Annotated in this window: 22 protein-coding genes; 9 read left to right on the top strand and 13 right to left on the bottom strand. The window is 39.6% G+C overall.

Features of this window, described 5'->3' with window-relative positions:
• Positions 1 to 158 precede the first annotated feature (158 nt).
• Positions 159 to 1,415, top strand: coding sequence for a TIGR00297 family protein (locus tag V7O66_RS02560; RefSeq protein WP_406661426.1), 1,257 nt, complete (start codon positions 159 to 161; stop codon positions 1,413 to 1,415).
• Between the two features lie 204 nt (positions 1,416 to 1,619).
• Positions 1,620 to 3,662: a PAS domain S-box protein gene (locus V7O66_RS02555; protein WP_406662540.1), complete on the top strand. Its 2,043-nt coding sequence runs from the start codon at positions 1,620 to 1,622 to the stop codon at positions 3,660 to 3,662.
• A 32-nt stretch (positions 3,663 to 3,694) separates the two neighbouring features.
• On the opposite strand, the gene V7O66_RS02550 is transcribed toward V7O66_RS02555, so the two are convergent.
• A complete protein-coding gene (locus V7O66_RS02550; RefSeq protein WP_406661424.1) occupies positions 3,695 to 4,918 on the bottom strand; it encodes an NADP-dependent malic enzyme in 1,224 nt (407 codons plus the stop codon).
• A gap of 100 nt (positions 4,919 to 5,018) precedes the next feature.
• Here V7O66_RS02550 and V7O66_RS02545 point away from each other — a divergent pair, with 100 nt between their 5' ends.
• The 3 genes from V7O66_RS02545 (at position 5,019) to V7O66_RS02535 (ending at position 6,456) form a co-directional block, all read left to right on the top strand.
• A complete protein-coding gene (locus tag V7O66_RS02545; protein ID WP_406661423.1) occupies positions 5,019 to 5,426 on the top strand; it encodes a Mov34/MPN/PAD-1 family protein in 408 nt (135 codons plus the stop codon).
• Positions 5,427 to 5,473: 47 nt separating this feature from the next.
• Positions 5,474 to 5,680, top strand: a complete 207-nt coding sequence (locus tag V7O66_RS02540; protein ID WP_406661422.1) for a hypothetical protein — start codon at positions 5,474 to 5,476, stop codon at positions 5,678 to 5,680.
• A 350-nt stretch (positions 5,681 to 6,030) separates the two neighbouring features.
• Positions 6,031 to 6,456 carry a PaaI family thioesterase gene (locus tag V7O66_RS02535; protein WP_406661421.1) on the top strand — a complete coding sequence of 142 codons (426 nt, stop codon included), beginning with the start codon at positions 6,031 to 6,033 and terminating at the stop codon, positions 6,454 to 6,456.
• A gap of 13 nt (positions 6,457 to 6,469) precedes the next feature.
• On the opposite strand, the gene V7O66_RS02530 is transcribed toward V7O66_RS02535, so the two are convergent.
• Positions 6,470 to 7,318, bottom strand: a complete 849-nt coding sequence (locus V7O66_RS02530) for a methanogenesis marker 8 protein (protein ID WP_406661420.1) — start codon at positions 7,316 to 7,318, stop codon at positions 6,470 to 6,472.
• Between the two features lie 31 nt (positions 7,319 to 7,349).
• Positions 7,350 to 8,651 carry a phenylacetate--CoA ligase family protein gene (locus V7O66_RS02525; protein ID WP_406661419.1) on the bottom strand — a complete coding sequence of 434 codons (1,302 nt, stop codon included), beginning with the start codon at positions 8,649 to 8,651 and terminating at the stop codon, positions 7,350 to 7,352.
• 1,145 nt (positions 8,652 to 9,796) lie between these two features.
• Between V7O66_RS02525 and V7O66_RS02520 the strand changes: the two genes are divergently transcribed.
• The 4 genes from V7O66_RS02520 to V7O66_RS02505 all read left to right on the top strand — a co-directional run bounded on the left by V7O66_RS02520 (position 9,797) and on the right by V7O66_RS02505 (position 13,833).
• On the top strand, positions 9,797 to 9,982 hold the full coding sequence (locus V7O66_RS02520; RefSeq protein WP_406661417.1) for a PD-(D/E)XK nuclease family protein: 186 nt from the start codon (positions 9,797 to 9,799) through the stop codon (positions 9,980 to 9,982).
• A gap of 105 nt (positions 9,983 to 10,087) precedes the next feature.
• Complete coding sequence (locus tag V7O66_RS02515) at positions 10,088 to 10,894, top strand: DEAD/DEAH box helicase (protein ID WP_406661416.1); 807 nt, start codon at positions 10,088 to 10,090, stop codon at positions 10,892 to 10,894.
• Entirely contained in the window at positions 10,860 to 12,488 is a 1,629-nt protein-coding gene (locus V7O66_RS02510; RefSeq protein ID WP_406661415.1) for a DNA polymerase domain-containing protein, read from the top strand. Before V7O66_RS02515 ends, V7O66_RS02510 begins: the two co-directional genes overlap by 35 nt.
• Positions 12,489 to 13,041: 553 nt before the next feature.
• The gene (locus V7O66_RS02505; protein ID WP_406661414.1) at positions 13,042 to 13,833 is read left to right on the top strand and encodes a hypothetical protein; all 792 of its coding nucleotides are present in this window, start codon (positions 13,042 to 13,044) and stop codon (positions 13,831 to 13,833) included.
• Between the two features lie 368 nt (positions 13,834 to 14,201).
• On the opposite strand, the gene V7O66_RS02500 is transcribed toward V7O66_RS02505, so the two are convergent.
• The 10 genes from V7O66_RS02500 to V7O66_RS02455 form a co-directional block, all read right to left on the bottom strand.
• Entirely contained in the window at positions 14,202 to 14,504 is a 303-nt protein-coding gene (locus V7O66_RS02500) for a DUF3303 domain-containing protein (protein ID WP_406661413.1), read from the bottom strand.
• A gap of 19 nt (positions 14,505 to 14,523) precedes the next feature.
• Positions 14,524 to 14,910 carry a carboxymuconolactone decarboxylase family protein gene (locus tag V7O66_RS02495; protein ID WP_406661412.1) on the bottom strand — a complete coding sequence of 129 codons (387 nt, stop codon included), beginning with the start codon at positions 14,908 to 14,910 and terminating at the stop codon, positions 14,524 to 14,526.
• 126 nt (positions 14,911 to 15,036) lie between these two features.
• Positions 15,037 to 15,330, bottom strand: coding sequence for a hypothetical protein (locus tag V7O66_RS02490; protein WP_406661411.1), 294 nt, complete (start codon positions 15,328 to 15,330; stop codon positions 15,037 to 15,039).
• A gap of 221 nt (positions 15,331 to 15,551) precedes the next feature.
• The gene (locus tag V7O66_RS02485) at positions 15,552 to 16,511 is read right to left on the bottom strand and encodes a 2-hydroxyacid dehydrogenase (protein WP_406661410.1); all 960 of its coding nucleotides are present in this window, start codon (positions 16,509 to 16,511) and stop codon (positions 15,552 to 15,554) included.
• Complete coding sequence (locus tag V7O66_RS02480; protein ID WP_406661409.1) at positions 16,511 to 16,699, bottom strand: YHS domain-containing protein; 189 nt, start codon at positions 16,697 to 16,699, stop codon at positions 16,511 to 16,513. The genes V7O66_RS02485 and V7O66_RS02480 overlap by 1 nt, the downstream gene beginning before the upstream one ends.
• 100 nt (positions 16,700 to 16,799) lie before the next feature.
• Entirely contained in the window at positions 16,800 to 18,824 is a 2,025-nt protein-coding gene (locus V7O66_RS02475; protein WP_406661408.1) for a heavy metal translocating P-type ATPase, read from the bottom strand.
• Between the two features lie 86 nt (positions 18,825 to 18,910).
• On the bottom strand, positions 18,911 to 19,087 hold the full coding sequence (locus V7O66_RS02470) for a hypothetical protein (protein ID WP_406661407.1): 177 nt from the start codon (positions 19,085 to 19,087) through the stop codon (positions 18,911 to 18,913).
• A 349-nt stretch (positions 19,088 to 19,436) separates the two neighbouring features.
• Positions 19,437 to 19,730: an ArsR/SmtB family transcription factor gene (locus V7O66_RS02465; RefSeq protein WP_406661406.1), complete on the bottom strand. Its 294-nt coding sequence runs from the start codon at positions 19,728 to 19,730 to the stop codon at positions 19,437 to 19,439.
• Positions 19,731 to 19,769: 39 nt separating this feature from the next.
• Positions 19,770 to 19,988, bottom strand: a complete 219-nt coding sequence (locus V7O66_RS02460; protein WP_406661405.1) for a hypothetical protein — start codon at positions 19,986 to 19,988, stop codon at positions 19,770 to 19,772.
• 57 nt (positions 19,989 to 20,045) lie between these two features.
• Positions 20,046 to 20,588 (bottom strand): hypothetical protein, encoded by a 543-nt coding sequence (locus V7O66_RS02455; protein WP_406661404.1) that lies wholly within the window; start codon positions 20,586 to 20,588, stop codon positions 20,046 to 20,048.
• Positions 20,589 to 20,595 lie beyond the last annotated feature (7 nt).

The following is a 20,595-nucleotide window of genomic DNA, read 5'->3' as shown; positions in this document are numbered from 1 at the left end:
GAATATTTGGAAATATAGAACATGAATACCGAAGGCAGGTATTACATGCATCTTTTGGTCTTTTAATATTCATATTTCCATTCTTGAATATTTACGCGCTTTTACTCCTGAACTTAGGGATTATCCTCGCATTGGGACGTTTTTCGGACTATCCCCTTATGCAACAATTCCTTTACAAAAAACCGCTTCCCGGTTCAAGGGAGATGCTTAGCAATGATATAGATGAAGGTGTGAATACCGCAAGGAGCCTTGCTATCTCGGTATTTCTATTGTTGCTTATAAGCTCAGTCCTTGAATTTACAGCTTATTCATTCCCCCTATACGTGATTGGTAGCTGCATAGCCATCTCAACCTTTGGAAGTAGTGCAGCAACATTCATTCGCTATCGTAAGAAGTTGCAGATACTTTCCGAAAAAGAGAGTGATGAGGAACATGAGGAGTGTTTGCTGCCTTCAAGCATTGTACTTCTTGGAATTGGGATCATTACGGCATATATAGCAGCTATATGGATAACGCATTGGCAGGGAATAGGTGTCAGCAGCAATATGATATTCTTCCTTGCAGTCATCGGATCAGTCACAGGAGCACTCTTTGAATCGATCCCTTCAAAGATAGATAACAATATTTCCGTGCCTCTAGGGTCAGGGATGGCAATGTGGATGTTCAGCTCATTTGGATACTCTGTTCCGGTACAAGAGATGTTTCTGGCACTAATATTCTCGCTTGTCCTTGGATATCTCGCCTACAAAACAAAGATAGCGGATATTTCAGCATTACTTGGCGCTGCACTTCTGGGAGTGCTGGTGATAGTATTCAGTGAGATCTTCTGGTTCATCCTATTGCTCACTTTTTTCATACTTGGTGGAGCATTTACAAAATACAAATACAAATACAAGGAATCCATCGGCCTTGCACAATCCGAAGGCGGAGTGAGAAGCTATGAGAATGTTTTCAGTAACAGCACAGCTGCCCTCATGCTTGCCATTCTTTACGGCATATATCCGCAATATTCAGAACTTATCATCTTTGCCTATCTTGGAACCGTTGCCACTGCAACTGGAGACACGCTTGCAAGCGAGATCGGAACAACAGCACAGTCACAGCCAATAATGATAACCACACTCAAGCCCGCAGCAGCAGGAGTGGACGGTGCAGTTACTGTTCTCGGGGAAATTGCAGCACTTCTTGGCGCAATGGTAATTGGAATCCTACCCGTAATATTCGGAAAGGTAGATAGCATTATTCCGGTGATACTCATAACGACCGCAGGAGGATTCCTAGGCACCAATGTTGACAGCCTTCTTGGAGCTACATTACAGAAAAGAGGAATGTTGTCGAACAGCGGAGTGAATTTTGTGGCTACATTTGCAGGCGCAGCGATCTCAGCTATTCTTTACCTTATTTTCATATTTTGATGTTCATCTCTATGTACTAAAAGTAGCTGCTCACAAGGAACATATTAATATATAGCATGCTTTTATAAAACATACTATAAAATAGAATTTACTTGTATCTAATACAATATTTTCGTGGGTGTTGGGATTTTTGATCGATGCTGTAATGGAGAATGAAGTGGTACTTAGTTCGACTAAACTTTTAAACTCCAGTGACTTCAATGAATCTTTTTTGACATTGTAGAGCAACTTCCAATTGGCATTATAGTTCTTAATGAAAAACTGGAAATTGTTTATTTGAATCAGAGCGTGCTTGTCATATTAGGTTACTCCAAGGCAGAAGTCTCTGGTCACGGTTGTATTGAGCATCTTCTTAGCGATGAGATCAGAACAAAGTTAAACTCAGTATGCAAGAATATGTTCAACAATATTGACAGTCTAAAAGTTGACACGAGCATTAAAAACCAGGACGGAGAAGAGATTTCAACATCATGGAAAATAGTAGTCCGAAAATCGCAGGATGGCAGCAATTGCGGGATAATATGCTATGTTGAGATAATAAAGGAGTGCATATCGGTCAATGAAAAACCTGAAAAACACGATTCCAACTATGTCAGACTGGTGGAAGATGGAAATGATGGGATAGTTATATTGCAGGATCAAAAACTAAAATATTTTAATAATAGACTTCTTGGGATCACAGGGTACAATGCAGAGGAAGCACTCGGGAAAGAATTCCTTGATTTTGTTGCACCTGCATACAGAGATCTCGTGGTTAGCAGATATATAAAGAGAATGAATGGAATGGAAATACCTTCAACATATGAGATCGAGGTCATTTCTAAAGAAGGAAAATTCATACCCATGGAGATCACTGCTTCAACCATCGAATACGATGAGAGGATAGCTGATCTGGTAATTTTGCATGATATAACGAAAAAGAAACAAACTGAAAGGGAATTACAAGAATACTCAAAAAAATTGTTCCATTCCAATGAGCTGATCAAGAGGAAACTGGATATTGAAAGAACGATCTCTTATGTATCATCAATTCTTGTTGCCCCTGAAGATGTAACTAGTGCCATTGAGCATACACTTGAGAAGATCGGGCTTCTCTGTGATGCAAGCCGCACTTATCTTTTCTCTATGAATGATTATACTACAATGAGCAATACACTGGAATGGTGTGCACAAGGAGTTAGCTCTCAAAAGGATAATCTTCAGGACTTAGCTACAGATTCTTTTCCCTGGTGGATGAATAAACTACAAAACAGGGAAACTATACATGTAAGAGATGTTTCATTGATGCCACCTGAAGCATCTGTTGAAAAAGATATATTGGAAATGCAACTGATCGACTCATTGATAGTTCTTCCAATTTTCTCCGGCGGAGAACTATCTGGCTTCATAGGGATGGATAATGTTGGTGATGCAAAGGAATGGGACAAAGATGATATTTCAGTTCTTGGAACACTTGCAAACCTTATAGGCAGTGCCACTGAAAGAAAGGAACATGAGGAAGAACTAGATCAATACTCTTCAAACCTTGAAAATGCCTATGAAAATCTCAAAGCACTCGATAAAATGAAGGATGAATTCCTGGCAAATCTTAACCATGAACTTAAAACACCGATGATTTCCATTGAAGGGTATAGCAATCTGATGCACGAAGGCTACATGGGTGAATTGACTGAAAAACAAGGAATGGCTATTGAAAGAATTGTTAATAGTTCAAAGCGTTTAGGCAACCTTATAGACTCACTCCTCTACATGGGAGATGCCCTTGCCTGTAAAATAGAATACGATTTTTGCCCCGTGCAGATGGAAACTGTAATTGACAATTCTATCAGGAAGTTTACACAAAAGACAAAAGAAAGGAATATAGTTCTGTCAAAAGACATTCCTAAGGAACTTCCACTCATAGAAGGAGACACAAATTCCCTTCTTCAATTGGTTAACCAGTTACTGGATAACGCCATAAAGTTCAGTTGCGAATGTGGAAGTGTAAAGATCACTGCATTTGAGATTGAAGAAGGTATCCGGATCAACATAAAAGATACTGGAATTGGTATATCCAAAGATAAGATTGCTGATGTTTTCCAGAGTTTCTACCAGGTCGACGGATCATCTACACGCAGATATGGAGGAAATGGTATTGGCCTGTATGTATCCAAAAAGATAATAGACACCCATAATGGAAGCATCTGGATCGAAAGTGATGAAGGAATGGGAACAAAAGTCTGCATTACACTTCCAAAAAAAGTATAGTTGCTAATATCTGCAACTTAACTGATCAGATATCATATCCTGCTGACACCAGCCTCAACTGCTGCCTTTGCAACGGCTGAGGAGACTGCTTTTACTACCCTTTTATCCAGAGGATTTGGGACGATGTAGTTCACATCGAGCTCGGACTCCTCCACCATATCTGCAAGCGCATATATAGCAGCCATTTCCATCTCAAGGGTTATGTCACTGGCACGTACATCCAGTGCACCCCGGAATATTCCCGGAAAACCAAGACAATTGTTGATCTGGTTCGGACAATCCGAACGCCCCGTAGCCACGATCTTCGCACCAGCTTTTTTGGCGTCATAAGGCATGATCTCTGGCACCGGATTTGCCATTGCAAATATGATAGCATCTTCTGACATGGAAGATACCATATCCAGAGTGACCAGACCTGGTGCAGATACGCCAATGAACACATCAGCATTCACAAGCGCGTCCGCAAGACTTCCTTTTATATTGCCACTGTTGGTGATGTGTGCCATCTCTTCTTTTTCAGGGTTCATGCCTTCAGCACGACCTTTGAAAATGATGCCATTCCTGTCACAAACAAAAAGGTTGCCAGATCTTACACCTATGTGAAGAAGCTTTTTTGTTATAGCCATGCCTGCGGCACCTGCACCTGATATCACTACCTTGATTTCTTCAAAGCTCTTATTGACTATTTTAAGCGAATTCAGGAGACCTGCGATAGTGACCACAGCGGTACCATGCTGGTCATCATGGAACACAGGAATCGGAAGCTCCTTACGAAGTCTTTCTTCGATCTCAAAACAGCGGGGAGCACTTATATCCTCAAGATTGATGCCACCAAATGTAGGGGATATGTGTCTTATCGTGGAGATGATCTCCTCAACATCATTGGTATCTATGCAAATTGGAAAAGCGTCAATGTCGGCAAATTCCTTGAATATCAGTGCCTTTCCACCCATTACAGGTAAGGCTGCCTGTGCTCCGATATTCCCAAGACCCAATACAGCAGAGCCATCAGTTATCACTGCCACTGAGTTCTTCTTCAGGGTATACTTGTAGGCATCAAGCTCATTTTCCGCAATTTTGAGGCAGGGTTCTGCAACTCCTGGAGTGTAGGCGACACTCAGGGCTTCGATACTGTCCAGCGAAATCTTGCCGCAGACCTCAAGCAGACCACCTAGTTCCTCATGTAATTTTAATGATTCTTCACCAAATGAATTATCGCTTTCCTTACACATCGAACTGCTTAGTTTTCCCTGCATATTCCCACTTCACCATGTTAAAATATCCCTGTTACAATAAGAGCACTCCGATTATTAAGTTTTTCAGAAACGTTATAAGTCACTTTTACCATCTTTACTTATGCACGATACTGCAAAGATCATCGGAATAGCAAGAGAAACGTTGCATTTCATCCTCGAGGTCAGCAAGTCGACCTATCCAAATGAGTTTGCCGGCCTCCTTGAAGCAAAGGACGGGATAATTAGCAATGTACTCTTTCTACCTGGAACTGAATCCGGTGAGACCAGCGCAATATTGAGGCTTTTCATGATGCCAAATATTTCTACAGTGGGTTCTGTACATAGCCACCCAAGTTCCTTTATCCGACCCTCAAAAGCTGACCTGAGACTTTTTCGCAAGACGGGCAGTCACCACATCATCGCAGGCCATCCTTTTAGTGAAGAAAACTGGAAATGCTTCAATGGTGATGGAGATGAGATAGAACTGGAAGTACTGGATGTTGAACTGGAGGATGATGAAATATTGTAGGAAAAACGTTTAGCTCATCTTCAGAAAATAAAAGAGTATGGGGAAATATGAATAAATTCATTGAATTGTTTACACAAACCCTGAAAAAATGGAAAGATGATGATGGCATAACTGACAGTGCTGCCCTTTCATTCCATTTGCTACTCAGTCTGCCTGCAGATTACGAAACCCTGCTCTTTAAGGTCGAACCTGTGAAAGCTTATTATCTTGATTACACCAAAGGTTTCACTCACAGGGACATGGTCACATATTAAGTCTATGAACAGACTGGATAACAAATGTATATCAGATCATCATCTGTTATCCAGTCACTCTATTCCCAATCCGGATAATTCCTACACATTTGTGGTACAGACTGGTGAAAGCACCAGGAAAGCGGAGGCATTGATAGCTGTATGCGTAGGATTTCCGGTATTGCAGATAGATAAGTATGACAGTTTTTTAAGCAAACTTTTCTGCAATATATAATATCTTGAACATAGTACTTATATTTTTGTGATTTGTAACGATTAATCATTGTGATTTGACAGGTTGCAAACTCCTGACGTGATATTTTAAAGTATTATGCACACAAGAAGAGCAACTATCATTATTTGAGGAAAACATGGACCAAATTGAAAGATATTTCCAGCAGGAGAATTTTGCCGCCATTTCCGGAGTTGAAATCACTGAGATCACGGCAGGCTATGCAAAAGCAGAGATGATTATCGAGAACAGACATCTTAATGTTCTGGGTACAGTACACGGAGGTGCCCTCTTTACTCTTGCAGACACGGCTTTTGCAGTTGCATCCAATGCTCACGGTAATGTTGCTGTTGCTATCAATGCAAACATGTCATTTGTAAAAGCAGTTGGAGAAGGACACCTGTATGCAGAGGCAAAGGAAACGTCTATCAATCCAAAAATATCAACCTATGATGTCACCATCAGAAATGAAGAGGGGGATACTATTGCCATCTTCACCGGAATGGCTTACAGAAAAAAATATCAACTTCAGTATCCTGAAGATAGATCCATTTTATTTTCCTGAAAAAAGTGTTTGTTCAAACCATATTACGAGGCTGCTTGTGCTCCGGCAGAGCCGGAAGGGCCATGGTATTGATCAATATAGGAGATTCTACTTCCTTAGCCCTTTCAAGCAGTAATTCCTTTCCTTTTTGTGTCAGTGCAAAGAGAGGGACTGCTGTTCCAACCTGAGCGAGCGGTTTGATGATATCGCGAACATTTTTTGATGCGCAGCTTGTGATGATATCCACATATCTGGTCAGTTCTTCTGCAGACTCCCGGTCGATACCGGTAACATGGGCAACGATGATCATAAGGTCAAGCCCCATTTCAGATTCTATCTCACGAAGCTCTTTTGCAGTTTCCGGGAAGACTACCGTGACAGCGATCTTCTGATAACCAAGCTCTGCTGCTTTTTTTACTCCTGCGATCGGGTCAATTACAGCTGTTGAAGGATCAAGAACAATACCGCCCCTTTCAGCAATACCGTTTATTACCTCATCAATGGGCTCTGTTTCCACAAGGCCGGAAATACGGGCCCCCATACCCTGAACAAGGGTTGGGTTATTGGTGATTACGGTTCCTGCACCATCACAGACCGTAACGGTGGTGTCAAGAGTGTCCTTGCTCAGACCGGTCATCATCACTTCTGATGCACCAAAGCCAACAAAGACATCCATCTCAAGCTTTCGTTTGCTGGTGAACATGCCAAAGTCCTTGATACGGAACTCCATGTTCTTCTTGACCTCTTCCCGGGTGATCTCCTTGATACCTCTTGCCTTTTCAAAGAGTGGACACCATTGCAGAAGAGGTTCGCCCACTTCAACAACCTCACCATTCTCAACGACTACTCTTGTCTTACCCAGTATTTCCATCACATGTGCCATGATATCACCATTTAACAAAGCTTAACTTAAATTATAGTGCAGTTCTGCGATCGACGACCTTCTTTGACTTACCTGCAGTTCGGGGAATGGTTCCTCTTTCGACAAGTTCGACATTGGTCCTTATGTTCAGAATGCCTTTCAATTCATTCTCAACATGTCTCTTAACTGCTGCAAGGTCTTTCAACTCACCTGTGAAAGCTTCTTCCTCAAGTTCGACCCTTACAGTCAATTCATCCAGCATCTTGTTATTCCTGTCAACAATGATCTGGAAATGCTCGGTAACCTCAGGAACTTTGACAATCACATCTTCCACCTGAGATGGGAACACATTGATACCCCTGACTATCAGCATATCATCTGCTCTTCCAAGCAGTCTGGAAATACGTGTTGTCGTACGGCCACATGAACATTCATTCTCAAGCAGTCTTGTAATATCTCCGGTGCGATACCTGATCACAGGTAGAGCTTCCTTTGTAAGAGATGTAAGTACAAGTTCACCTTTTTCACCTTCTGCAACCTGTTCCCCATCCTCATCAAGAACTTCTACAAAGAAATGGTCACTCCAGACATGCAGACCATCCTGTTCCTCACACTCAAAGGCTATGCCAGGACCCATCAGTTCGGAAAGGCCATATGAATCGTACGCTTTAATATTAAAAGCATTTTCGAGCTGCTTTCGTGTGTTGGAAGACCAGGGTTCTGCACCAAAGCATCCGACTTTCAGAGATAGTTTGTCGACTATGTCCATTTCATGTGCTGTTTCAGCAAGGTAAAGCGCATAAGAAGGTGTGCAGTGTAGTGCAGTTACACCAAAATCGATCATCATCTCAAGCTGGCGGGCAGTATTACCTGTGCCACTTGGTACGGTCATTGCACCAATCTTTTCTATACCGTAGTGAAAACCAAGACCACCTGTGAACAGGCCATAGTTCACAGCATTCTGAAATACGTCATTATCATCCAGACCCACCATGGTAAAGTTTCTGGCCATGAGATCAGACCAGGTGTCGATATCCTTTGCGGTATATCCGACAACAGTTGGTTTTCCGCTTGTACCGGAAGAAGCATGAATGCGAACGATATCCTTTTTAGGAACAGCAAAAAGATCGAATGGATAATTATCCCTGAGATCGGTTTTTTTGGTAGTTGGTAACTTGCTTATATCATCGATGGATCTTATATCATCGGGTTTTATGCCAAGTTCTCTGAATTTCTCTTTATAGAAAGGAACATTATTAAAAACACTAGCAGTGGTTTTTTTCAGACGTTTTGATTGCAATGCGGCAAGCTCATCTCTATTCATTGTTTCGTATTTTGGCTGCCAATACTTCATTAGAACAACTCCACAACGCTTCTTCATAGAACTACATACTTAAGTGTTTAAACCTTTTTGTAAATACATACTTTCTTCTTAAGATAGAAGCCGAAATTTGAACACCAAAAAATATGGGTACTATGAATATCACGTTTGATATGTTACGACATGACATGCACCCTACAAGAATATTGCGGGTAGTACAGATTTACGATACCTAAAGTTGTATGAGTTATGCTTTAACATATATCCTTCACTTACCTCAATAGATGGGTAAGTGTTATTGGCGAAGAAAAATATCATTTTTTATAATTATAGGGCTCCGTAGAAATCCTCGATATTCAGATGAGAATGAAAGTTAACAATTATTTGAAACGTACTGCCAGATATTGACGGTATTTGTCAATTTTGCCTGATTGATAATTGATTTTGATAGATTTTCTAAAAGTCCAACAACCATTCTTTTTTAAAAATCGGTAACTTTATCGACCACGTGTATATTCGTCCTGATATAAAATATACACAAACCCAATAGTTTGGATTTATGTCTTTTACTGAAAGCCAGGAAATTGGCTCAGTATCTTGTTGCTAAAAGGAAGAGTATTGATTTTAGTAACCCTGCTTATGCTGTTGAAATATAGGATTTAGAAGAGGCCAGGCAAAGGATACTCAGTTTTTTTATTCTGATTGAAAGGGGGCGGGTTCTCTAAGTGTAATTTGCATTACATGGGTGTAGGGGGTGTGGGGGAGAGGGGAGGAAGTTGTTACTATGGAGGCTCCAGTGAAAAAAAAGGGGTGAGGGGGTGTGGGGGAGAGGGGAGGAAGTTGTTACCATGGAGACTCCTGTGAAGAAAATGGGTTAGGAGGTGTGAGGGGAGGGGAAGGGAAGGGCTTATTGAGAGGATTTCAAGATTATTTTTATTGTTAAAACGAGGATTTCTACAGAGCCTCAAAATGGAAGGGTTTTCTACCTTCTCTCTGTCGTATCTATATGGAAGAATGGTTCAGACTGAACCTAAGAGATATGTGGAACACGTAGGATTGATGAGGGGGTTGTGAGCACAATTAAGCACAGCATCCACAAGATTGTCCCCTTAATCATGTAGTCCTCACTGTTGGGTGAAGGGAAAATATGGTAAATTACCTATATTCAAGCAGGCCACATGTATGTTCATCAAGATTTTGCTGAGTTGCGGATGGTAGATGTGAGCGAAGAGAATGTGGATACTGTTTTGGAGAGGATAAAGGAAGTCGTGGGTCGGATATTGAATGAGGATTTTGAGGTGCTGGGGAATCCGAACTGTCGATTCTGTGATTATAAGGGGATATGTGATTCATATGTAGCATGAATTATTGAATACATTTACAAAAAATATATATGTAGTTACTGTGTGTGTATATTACACGTATACAATAACTTGATTTATTCTTAATGTAGCTTTAGGTGCATCATAATGATATTTCCTCACGAAAAAGCTTGGATTAGAAATTATGATGATTTTTCTTTTGAACAATTCAAGGAAAATAAATTGAATGGATTACCTATTGCTTCAGCACTTGGCATTGCTGATGCTGAGCTATTGAATTATTATGATCACAAATATGATCATTATAACAATCGATTTTTTTTACAACTTGATTTTTATAATCCCGAAAATTACAAAAATTTACAGCATTTTGTTGCTGATGCATCTCTTAGTGTAATCGGTGAAAAGATTGATTTAGATAAATTAAATAATTTCAAAGATGATTTTTCACTATTCAGAGAAACTTTAATCTCGACCTTAAGACCATTTTCACTAATATATCAATTGAATTTATTGAGAAAGTTATCTATGGATTGTACCGGAACAACATCAATGATAAATGATTGTTATAAGGTTGCTTCAATTGGGAGTTCGGTTTTTGCTATCGAGTTGTTCATTAGATTGATGGATAGTGATAAACTAGATAATTTTTCTAATAATTTATTTGCTCCACCTGAATATTTGACAGATTTTTCAAGTAGACCAAAACTGATGATGAAACCATGGCCTCATCAAGCCGAAGCTTTAGAAAAATGGCTTGAAAACGGAGGAAAAGGTATTCTTGAGATGGCAACAGCCAGTGGTAAAACTTTAGTTGGACTCGCTATTGCTGAACATTTGTTCAACACTCATGGAAAATTGAATGTCTTGGTTCTTGCTCATTCAAAAGCAATACTCAATCAATGGAGAACAGAGGCGATTGATCGAGGCATTCACATTCGCGGATGCACTTGACCGCGATTTGTGGAAGCAGTTAAACGTCGTTGTTGAAATCGAGCCTGATGGTGATATTCTCCCCGTTAGAACGAAGTACGCGGGAGAAGATGGAACGTTGAATATCGGCGTTAATCACATAACGGCGAATGAATCGCTTTATTACTTCCTTCCTGATATTCTAGCTTCAAAGCTGCTTACAGGCAAGTCACCTAAGATAAAGAGAGCTATCAGATTCATTCCTGAAGGCATACAGGAGAATCTCAAAGATTCGGAGGTCTATGGTGTTCATGTGAATCCAAAGGAAGACAATCTTATCAAAGTCCTTGTTGAGAGAAGGCAAGAGATCAAGGATGAGATGAAAAGAGTATCTAAGGACTCTCATGAATATGATGTTCTGGATGCACAACAGCGAGCCTTAAAGATTCTCAACAATTCTACTACATATGGAATTTACATTGAGATGCATCCAAAGGATGAGGAAAAACTGAGAGTATTCAGCAATGTTAATTTTGAGTCTGAAGGCAAATATGAACAGCCAGGTAAATACTTTAATCCTATCATTGGAGCTAATATTACAGCAGGAGCAAGACTTTTACTTGCAATTGCAGAGAAGTTTGTGATGGATAAGGGAGAGGTACATGCTTACATGGATACGGATTCGATCTTTGTTCCTCCACATCTTGCACATGAATTAAGTCATCTCTTTGATTCTCTAAATCCTTATGATTTCAATTTGCCAATTCTGGAAATAGAGGATGGTATGGAAGACATATGGTTCTATGGAATTAGTTCTAAGAGATACTGTTTGTTTCATAAAAATGGAAGTAAGGTTGTTATTCCTGAAGGCAAGAAGCTATTCTATAAACTACATGGATTAGGACACATTACAAACCCATTTAGCAGGGAATTGAAGGAAGGAGACCAATGGCATAAGAGACTATGGGATGACATTCTCAATGTTCATTTCCACCCTGAAAGCTTGTCTGATGTGTTAGAGAAATATGAGAATTATGCAGTGATCTCCAATCTTGCAGTTTCAACAGGAACTATCCTGAGAAGATTCAAAAAGATGAATGAAGGGAAGCCATTTGATAAGAAGATCAAGCCTTTCAATTTCATGCTTGTTGGAAATGGAACAACGGTTAACGAAGATGATAAGAAGGTGAAACCTGTTGCGCCTTTCAACAAGAATCCACAGGTTGCTGTTGAGAATCCTTTCATAGATTACAATACAGGAAACATGCTTCGGGGAAGGGAATACTGGAAGCCATTAAGTGATGTTTTCCTCGATTACATAGACCATTCAGAAGCCAAATTTGAAGGAGATGTTGGAGTTCTGCAAAGGAGACATCTGAAGCCTAAAGGATGCGTGTATATTGGCAAGGAAGCCAATAAGGTTGAGATGCAGGAGCTTGAGAGCAATACGGTTGAAATGTATCCTGATATCGAAAAGATAAGAGAATTTGTTCTAAATTTAACTCCTGCTGATGCTAGGGATATTGGGATTAAGTACAGGAGTACATTGAAAAAATTGAAGGACAGGTTGAGAGAAGGGGATTTTAAGTTGGGCACGAAGGAGATGAGGAAAGTATTGGAGAAAATGTCGTTATGACATTTCCTCATATTCAGGATCTTCAACTTTTCTGCCAAATAAAGGAAATAGGGATGAAGATAACCCATAGAAAAGGAAGTTTGCATTACATGAAGAAGAATGCTAAGAGCGATAAACCATTTAGTCTGAATGCTCATGTTAAGGAAAGGTTGGAGACTTGGGAATAAATATAATTAAATGTTAAAATAGTTTTTTTATTTGTTCTTTGAATGAACAAAAAAAATAAACTTTTCAATAAATAAAAATAGACATCGATGTATGATCTTATGTATGGCCGCCTATGAGAACGGGACTGTTCCAATACATTTATATTATGAGGGCCTAATTGTTCTTTAAGTGATTTCTCAATAAAAATCATTTTAAATTTGGAAACGTTTTGGCACAATAATTATATTCACATCAATATTTATATTCCGTTATGATCTCCTGTATTTTTCTGGACCTGTAATTGGTTAGACTAGTAATATCAAGGAGTCCTGTTTATGAATGGATCAGTCCCCCTGGGATACATTGAAAACAAAAGCAGAATACTTGTCAATACTCCATTGTACTTTTGTCTGTTCATGCTTTTCACAATACTTGGTATTCTTGCATATATATCCTGACAAAAGATGAAATTACTCCTACAATTATACTCTCTGTACTATGGATCATTTTTTGGAAGAACAGCAAAACAGAAGGGAAAACATTCCTTGTGATAGCATCCCTTTTTGGGTTCATACATGAATTATTGGGTGTACAATACGGATACTTCACATACCTCGGTGGTGCAATAGGGAATGTTCCAATCTGGATATTGCCCGGCTATGGAACAATATTCTGGTCCTCCTACAATCTCTGGAATATATTCGAAAAACAATATTCAGGATTCAAATGGTTCCATTTTACAAATCATTTCATTATCTTAAGCTTTGTTCTGCTTATACTGGCAGACTACAGCTACTTTGATCTGACAAAGGACCCTCTAAACACATCTATTAAATTTATACTTGCATTTATGCTGTTTACAAATTTCAACCTTTTAAGACTTGCATACTTTACAGGATTCTTCACAGTCCTTAATGAAATTGCAGGAGAAACACTTGGAACATGGTCACATCCGGATTTTTCATTACTTTCCCTGATGGCAGGATACGTTTTCCTTCTTTGGATATGCCGGTCGATTGCCGAGGTAAAAGAAGCAAAGAAAGAAGAATCTCATGAAAATAATTCACTGGTAAGCTACATATCCGCATTTAAAGGACTTGTAAATGGGCAGAAAGAATGGACAAAAAGAGAGGCAACTGCCGTATTTTTGTTAATATTGTATTATACTTTGGCTTTGCTTGGGCTTATTAGAGCCTAAGCATTTTATTTTTTCCTGATAACGAGGAATGATCATGTGCCGATTAATTTTGGATTGAAATTTAGATTTCTGACCATGTCTTGATTTTTTTCAAAGGACTTAATCGTTTGTTGTGGAACATTCTTACAAAAGCGTAGTGTTTTTTGGCATTAACTATATCCCCAACGTAACGTGCGGGGACATAGGTAACGTCAAAAAACCGAACTTAAAACACAAATTATCTATGTTTTGATGAATTGAAAAAAGAAAAATAGAGTTCTTTAAATAATACAGTACAGTGATACAAATTAAAAAATAAAAATAGATTTCAAAGAGCCAAGAGATGTGCGATTAGATAGAATATTTCTATCATGATCGCACGATTTGATTTATTCTTTTAGCAATGTGCTTCCTTTGACTGTCTCTTCGATTGTCATTATAGGAGTGATCTTTGCGGCGTGATGTGTCAGCATCGGTGGTTTTAAGAATTCCGAAATTGCCATCAAACTGTCTGATTCGAGGATGAAATAGAAAATATGCTCGTTAGGACAAACGTATGCTCCATTTATTTTTATATCCAGTTTCTCTGCTGAATTTTTCATTTCCTCAGCCCATTGCTTCATTTCTGCCTTGTATTCTTCTCTTGCAAAACACTGTTCAGGTGTGTGTTTAAGACTAATCATAAATAACATTCTTTATAACCCTCATAATTTATGCATCTTTCTTCAAATATTCACCAATCTGATGAAGTTCTTTGGCAAAAGTATCATAATCGTAGTGCTGGGCATGAATCATGGCACTCCATCTTGTAGTGAAACTGGCCAGAAATACCGTTTCAGCAAATTCCTCTTCATTAGCACCCATCATATTAGCCACACTTCTATGGAATAACTCACAATAAGGACATTTTAAATTGGCTGCAACAGCCAATGACATAAGTTCCCTGTATTTTGCTGGTATATCTGTTTCTTCAAGAGTATACCTCTTAAAAAGGGGCCAATCCTGAATTAGTGCTTCTTTTGGTAAAGCCTTCATGAATCCAGGAACAATGCCTAGACTCTTCTCTATATCTTCTATAGTGTCTTCATATTCTCCCATATATTTTCCTCCACTCTTTACATTGTATTGGTTTTAACCAGCAATGCTACAATAATACGTCATAATCTACTTGAGCAGTTCATTATATTTAGGTTACGAAGCGATGTTTAGTAACAATCTTTCAGGTCAATTCAGAACGATTTTGAACAGTATTTCAGGAGGCTGCATAGTAGTTAGGAGTTTGCTATCCCAATTAAGAATAGAGATCTGAACATTATGTTTTATCAACCATCTAACATCATCAAGAGTCAGGTTTCCATTTCTGCCATAAACTATGATGTGATCTATATCCATCCTTTTTGGAGAGAATACGTATTGCTCAGGCTCTTCGTTGGGAGAGGTTCTTCCATTTTTGATACGTATTTTAGCACTATTGACACGTATATCTATACCGTGACCATTAAGGAGAAGCATTTTCATTTAGAAACCCTCCACTTCATTGTTATTATTCTTCAAAGAATTGTCAATCATTCCAAGATGAATCATAGCTGTAACTCTGGCTTGAGCAATATAAAATAGAAAATAGGTTTTTTACAGAGCTGTTTTTTCATAGTTTCTCCCCCCTCCGCCTTGAAATTTCTTTAATCTTAAATTTAAAGTGGCTGTAATGAATTTATGCTCATGCCATAGGGTAATTTTACTTATTTGCCCAAAACATCTGGATTTACAATGTTCTGAGGTTCATCTTCCACAAATTTCTCCACATTCTCTACACAGATATATGTACACTCCTCAAGTGATTCTTCTGAAAGGAATGCTATATGAGGTGTGAGGACAACATTATCCAGTTTCATAAGAGGACTATCTTGCGTAAGCGGCTCATTTTCAAAAACATCAAGTCCTGCCCCCCTGATCTTTCCTTCTCTGAGAATTTCTATCAAAGCTCCCTCGTCAATTATTTTCCCCCTTGAAGTATTGATCAAGATTGAAGTTGGTTTCATCTTCGCCAGTTCTGCCCTTCCAATCATTTTTTCCGTAGCAGGAGTGAGTGGTACATGTAAGGTGACAATATCTGATTCTGAAAGCAGGATATCCAGGTCCACGAATTTGACTCCTAATCTTAGTTCTTTTTGTGGATCAGGATGAGAAGGTGTAGAAATCACATTCATATTAAAGCCATGGGCAATCTGTATTACTCTTATACCGATATTTCCAGCCCCAATCACACCTATCGTCTTACCCATTAACTGATTGCCTACATAATCTCGCCAATCGAACATTCCTTTACGTATTTTACTATCAGCTACATGCACTTTTCTGAACAAATTGAGAGCAAAAGCAAATACTAACTCTGCCACTGCATCGAAGGCGTAACCAGGTACATTCGATACAATTACATCATTTTTTGTTGCTGAATCAAGATCTATATGGTCATATCCAGTCTGCCATACGGAAATCATCTTGAGACATGTGGCGTGGAGAAAAGCTTCCTTTGAAAATTCATACCTTCCAATCAAGACTATATCTGCATCTTTTATCCTTTCAATGAATTCATCCAACGATGAAGGTATTGTATCGAAAATGTATAACTCACCAATTGCCTCTAGTTTTTTTCGGTATTCTTCAGGAAGGTATATTGGGTCAGCAATGACAATTTTCATTATTCGCCTCCAGAGTAAAAATCAATATACTTTTCTGGATCTTCATCAAACTTTTTCTTGCATGAAAGAGAACAAAAAGAATAGGTTTCCCCTTTATAGTCGCTTTTGAACTTTGTAGCACCTTCATCAATTTTCATTCCGCAGACAGGGTCTTTGACTGCTACTAATTTTGGATCAATAAGTCCCATAACACCATCACTTCCTCATTTTTACACGCCTGATTGTATGTTACCAGGCTTTTCCTATATTTTCTACATCAATGCTTATCTTCATGCAAATAAAGGCAATTTATTTCATCTTTAGAGATCTTGCATTCAAAGAAACTATCACCGTACTGAGGCTCATAAGAACTGCACCTGCTGCTGGAGTCAGCAGTATACCGTAGCCGAACAATACTCCTGCGGCCAGGGGAATGGCAAATGCATTGTAACCTGTTGCCCAGAGAATATTCTGGAACATCTTTGAGTAGGTTCTCTTTGACAGGGAGATGATATTAACTACATCCCTGGGGTCATTCCTGACAAGAATTATATCCGCACTTTCAACTGCTACGTCCGTACCTGCACCAATGGCAATGCCTACGTCTGCCTGAACCAGAGCAGGAGCATCGTTTACTCCGTCACCAACCATGGCAACGGTATATTTTTCCTGAATATCCTTTATTGTCTGGGATTTTTCATGTGGCAATACTTCAGCGAAATAATCATCAAGGCCCAGATCTTCTGCCACCCACTTTGCAACGAAGCTGTTGTCTCCTGTGAGCATCATGCACTTTACACCCATTGAGCGAAGTTTCTCAATGGCTTCTTTCGATTCCTTCCTGATAATATCTGCAAGTCCTATTGCAGCAACCGGTTTATCATCTTCAAGCAAAAAAACAACTGTCTTGCCCTGCTGTTTGATCTTTTCTATCTGATCGTTTAGAACTTTCACGTTCTTTTCCTTAAGATAGTTGGGACTGACCACTTTCAGTTTTTTTCCCATGACATTACCTTCAACACCCTTCCCGGGTATTGACTGGAAGTCTTCAACAGTAAATGTATCAAGACCCCTCTCTTTCACAGTGTTGACCAAACCAAGGGCAATGGGATGCTCCGAGTTTATTTCAAGGGATGCAGCCCATGCCAGTATATCATCTTCATTCAACTCTGCCATTGGAATTACGTCCGTAACTCCGAACTTTCCTTCTGTGAGCGTTCCGGTCTTATCGAAAACTATAGCTTCAAGATTCCTTGCTCGCTCGAAGGCTTGTCGCTCCCTTATCAGCAGACCCGAGCTAGCTCCCAGTGATGTGGAAACAGCAACAACAAGCGGTATGGCAAGGCCCAGAGCATGGGGACATGCAATAACCATTACTGTAACTGCCCTTTCAATGGCAAAAACGAATTCCTGACCAACATACAACCATACAGCCAGAGTAATGGTACCTACACTGATGGCTATTATTGTGAGAAACAGAGCAGCCCTGTTTGCAAGGTCCTGGGTTTTGGATTTACTTTCCTGTGCTGTCCTCACCAGTTCTACGACCTGATTCAGGTAGGTGTCCTTACCTGTTTTTTTGACTTCCACATGTATGGAACCTTCGCCATTGATCGATCCACCTATAACCTCATCATCGGGTTTTTTAGAGGCAGGTTTCGATTCACCCGTTAGCATTGCCTCATTGACACTGGTATCCCCTTTAAGCACAATTCCGTCAACAGGTACTTTTTCCCCGGGTTTGACAAGCACCACATCTCCAGCCTTCAATTCATCCACATGAACATCGAGGATCTGTCCATCCCTCACAATATGGGCTTCTGAAGGCATTATCAGGACAAGCTCCTCAAGAGCTCTTGAAGCACCTATGACAGAGCGCATCTCCACCCAGTGACCCAGCAACATCACATCTATAAGGGTCACAAGTTCCCAGAAGAAGAATTTCCCCGGCAATCCAAGAACAACTGCAGCACTGTAGAGATAGGCTACGCTTATTGCAATAGCTATCAGGGTCATCATCCCTGGATTTTTGGCTTTGAACTCAGTGAATATTCCTTTCAGGAAAGGATGGCCACCATAAAAATAGATTATAGTTGAGAGGGCAAGCAAAAGCAGATTGGAGCCAGGAAACTTTAGTTCAAATCCCAATAAACCCTGAACCGCAGGGGAAAGGATCAGAACCGGTATCGTGAGAATAGATGAAATAATGAATCTCTTCTTGAAGTCTTCCATCATGTAAACATGATGACTTTTCCCCTCATGTCCCATCCCATGCTCATGTGACATTTCGGGACCATTTCCAGCCCCACCCGATGAACCCATTTCATGTTCCATTAGACCCCACTTCCAGTATCAAATAAACTTATTATAGACAAATCCGAACAAGTATGCGATAACAAACGAGATTATTGCAGCCACCATCATCCCGGAGACGATACCCACAAACTCAACGAGAAGAAAAGATGCATTTGCCGCATCATTTCAACGGATCCTATATATAATCCAAGATTCCCGAGTATACCTAACACCAGCATAACTATCGCTGAAACAATTGCAGCAGCAAAGCTAAAAGCAAGTGGTTTCAACGGCTCTGTCATTCCATCACCCCATCATAACCTGATAATTTAACCCAAATAAAAATGGGATGTAACCAGATATAAAGACTTCTGTAAGTGTAAAATCCGGGCAAAAAAGTATAATATCTGAAGCAGAGGAATTTATCAGCAAAATACTCAAAGAAAGAGATTCCCTTCACTAACAGCAGAGAGAATTCAGTTTGAAGCTGATGAATATGCGAATAGATTGTAACAATGATCCGTTTTCGCACATCTAAACATATATCAAAAATGCAGGAAATATTACAAAACAGATTTTACTTAATTTTAGAAAAAAGTAACGTCTTTAATGTTGTTCTAAAAACAACCATCTTCTACAGGTTTACAACAGTCATTGAAATACTTTTGCCAGATCCTCGATCTCAAGTTTAACATCAAATTCCTTTAGCTTGAAGAATTTCTTGGCCCGGTTATCGTCATCTTCAAGTCTCAGATCACTTTCAATAAATCCTGCATTCTCAAGACGTTTTAAGTGCAACTGAATTACCTGCCGGGACAGGTTCAGATCCTTAGATAACTCATACACGTACCTTTCTCTCTCTGAAAGCAAATACAACAACTTTAATCTGACAGGGTGTGAGATCGCCTCCCCTATCTTTATGATCTGCTGGAGTGTCATTGTCATTTGAAAGGCCTCTTTTTTGAAATTAAATGTATCAGGACTTTAGATCTCATCAAGTTTCTCTTTGATATCAGCTACCATTTGTTTGATGTCCTCTACATCCTTTTCTACTCTTGCAAGACGTTCGTTATTTCCAGAACCAACAAGACTAGACCTGTTTAACAATGTCACTGACACCCAGACTATTATCAAAATAAGTACTATGTTCAAAAACAAGCCCCATACAGAGCCATAAGTCCCATACATTCCGCTATCCATCATTGTTATACTTCATCTCTCAATTTTTGTCCATTTCAAAAAAAATAGAATGGGTATTATTTATAGACTGGTATTGAAATCATTGTGGATATCATAGTCTATACCTGGAGATACCCATCTACTTTGCGGCAAGAAGTAGAATGATTCTACTGCAGTGTGCTTCAGGAAATAGCCAGGATAATCATCCCCTATTACTTTTCCAGCACGTCCGTCAAGTGGATGCCAGTGCACATATCCCTGTGGTTTTGGAACAGCTTCAGCATTCACGGTCCAGAGATATTCAGCAGATTCACCATTATATGTTGCGTTACCAAAGATACCATGGACCTGCCAGCCAACCCTGTCCGTACCATGAATGGCATTTCCGTCTTCATCATAACTTATGTACATGAAACCGTTGGCCTTTTCAGGATATCCATTGTCGTTTAATTGTCCCACTGCTTTGAACTCATGGTGGCCATCATGCATTGTATCATTAAAGAAAAAATCCCAGGGAGCATCATGGTCATTCCACTTTTTCCCGGAAGATGCCAGGGCTGTGGAAGAAAGCACCAAAAATATTCCCAGAATAACCACACTCATCACCATTAATTTTCTTCCCATCAAATCA

It is taken from the genome of Methanolobus sp. ZRKC3 (assembly GCF_045291275.1).
Lineage (GTDB): Archaea > Halobacteriota > Methanosarcinia > Methanosarcinales > Methanosarcinaceae > Methanolobus.
Note: the sequence above shows the minus strand (reverse complement) of the source record. Positions and strands in the feature narration are given on the sequence as shown.

Bases quoted from the DNA above. Each gene is read 5' to 3' on its own strand.
- V7O66_RS02480 (WP_406661409.1), bottom strand. From the start codon at position 16,699: ATGGGACTTATTGATCCAAAATTAGTAGCAGTCAAAGACCCTGTCTGC.
- V7O66_RS02530 (WP_406661420.1), bottom strand. From the start codon at position 7,318: ATGGCACATGTGATGGAAATACTGGGTAAGACAAGAGTAGTCGTTGAG.
- V7O66_RS02525 (WP_406661419.1), bottom strand. From the start codon at position 8,651: ATGAAGTATTGGCAGCCAAAATACGAAACAATGAATAGAGATGAGCTT.
- V7O66_RS02455 (WP_406661404.1), bottom strand. From the start codon at position 20,588: ATGGGAAGAAAATTAATGGTGATGAGTGTGGTTATTCTGGGAATATTT.
- V7O66_RS02540 (WP_406661422.1), top strand. From the start codon at position 5,474: ATGAATAAATTCATTGAATTGTTTACACAAACCCTGAAAAAATGGAAA.
- V7O66_RS02460 (WP_406661405.1), bottom strand. From the start codon at position 19,988: ATGATGGATAGCGGAATGTATGGGACTTATGGCTCTGTATGGGGCTTG.
- V7O66_RS02520 (WP_406661417.1), top strand. From the start codon at position 9,797: ATGTATGTTCATCAAGATTTTGCTGAGTTGCGGATGGTAGATGTGAGC.
- V7O66_RS02490 (WP_406661411.1), bottom strand. From the start codon at position 15,330: ATGAAAATGCTTCTCCTTAATGGTCACGGTATAGATATACGTGTCAAT.
- V7O66_RS02485 (WP_406661410.1), bottom strand. From the start codon at position 16,511: ATGAAAATTGTCATTGCTGACCCAATATACCTTCCTGAAGAATACCGA.
- V7O66_RS02475 (WP_406661408.1), bottom strand. From the start codon at position 18,824: ATGGAACATGAAATGGGTTCATCGGGTGGGGCTGGAAATGGTCCCGAA.
- V7O66_RS02465 (WP_406661406.1), bottom strand. From the start codon at position 19,730: ATGACAATGACACTCCAGCAGATCATAAAGATAGGGGAGGCGATCTCA.
- V7O66_RS02495 (WP_406661412.1), bottom strand. From the start codon at position 14,910: ATGGGAGAATATGAAGACACTATAGAAGATATAGAGAAGAGTCTAGGC.
- V7O66_RS02560 (WP_406661426.1), top strand. From the start codon at position 159: ATGCAACAATTCCTTTACAAAAAACCGCTTCCCGGTTCAAGGGAGATG.
- V7O66_RS02470 (WP_406661407.1), bottom strand. From the start codon at position 19,087: ATGACAGAGCCGTTGAAACCACTTGCTTTTAGCTTTGCTGCTGCAATT.
- V7O66_RS02545 (WP_406661423.1), top strand. From the start codon at position 5,019: ATGCACGATACTGCAAAGATCATCGGAATAGCAAGAGAAACGTTGCAT.
- V7O66_RS02550 (WP_406661424.1), bottom strand. From the start codon at position 4,918: ATGCAGGGAAAACTAAGCAGTTCGATGTGTAAGGAAAGCGATAATTCA.
- V7O66_RS02535 (WP_406661421.1), top strand. From the start codon at position 6,031: ATGGACCAAATTGAAAGATATTTCCAGCAGGAGAATTTTGCCGCCATT.
- V7O66_RS02515 (WP_406661416.1), top strand. From the start codon at position 10,088: ATGATATTTCCTCACGAAAAAGCTTGGATTAGAAATTATGATGATTTT.
- V7O66_RS02500 (WP_406661413.1), bottom strand. From the start codon at position 14,504: ATGTTATTTATGATTAGTCTTAAACACACACCTGAACAGTGTTTTGCA.